This is a genomic window from Luteitalea sp. (genome assembly GCA_009377605.1).
Classification (GTDB): domain Bacteria; phylum Acidobacteriota; class Vicinamibacteria; order Vicinamibacterales; family Vicinamibacteraceae; genus WHTT01.
Genome location: WHTT01000233.1, coordinates 289 through 877, shown reverse-complemented (window position 1 = coordinate 877; position 589 = coordinate 289). Strand labels below are relative to the sequence as shown.

At 69.6% G+C, this 589-nt stretch carries 1 pseudogene (cut by a window edge); it reads right to left on the bottom strand.

The features are described from left to right. Positions 1-589, bottom strand: a pseudogene (locus tag GEV06_28695) (flap endonuclease) (it continues 205 nt past the right edge of the window).

The window sequence follows — 589 nt, the reverse complement described above, 5'->3', positions numbered from 1 at the left end:
CTGAGGGCGGCCGATGTGGTCGGCCATGGTGGCGAACTCGTCGGTCGGACCGGTCCACTCGAGTTCGTCAACTGACTCGCTCACCGGCGAGTCGAGCTCAACGGTGGCGATGCGTCGGAACAGCACAGCGTCGGCGAAATTCTCCCGCAGCGTCGCGGCAAGCCTGCCCGCGCCGCGGACCGTCACCGCCCAATCGTCGGCGTCGGCGGGGATGTTCTCCAAGTGGCCGTACGCGGAAAGGACGGACGCTGTGGCCTTCGCGCCCCAGCCGGGAAGGCCCGGAAAGCCATCGGCGGTGTCACCGACCAGAGCGAGGTAATCGGGGATCGACTCCGGCCCGACGCCGAACTTGGCCCGCACCGCCGCGGCGTCGAACCACTTGTCCTGGCGGCGGTCCCACTGCACGACCTTGCCGCGAACGCACTGGCCAAGGTCCTTGTCCGGCGTGCAGATGATCACGCGGCCGACCCGCTCGTCGCGATCCGCCATATGCGCCGCCGCCGCCAGACCGTCGTCGGCTTCGACCTCGACCAACGGCCACACTGTGAAGCCGGCAGCGGCGAGCGCCTCCTCGACCAGCGGGAACTGC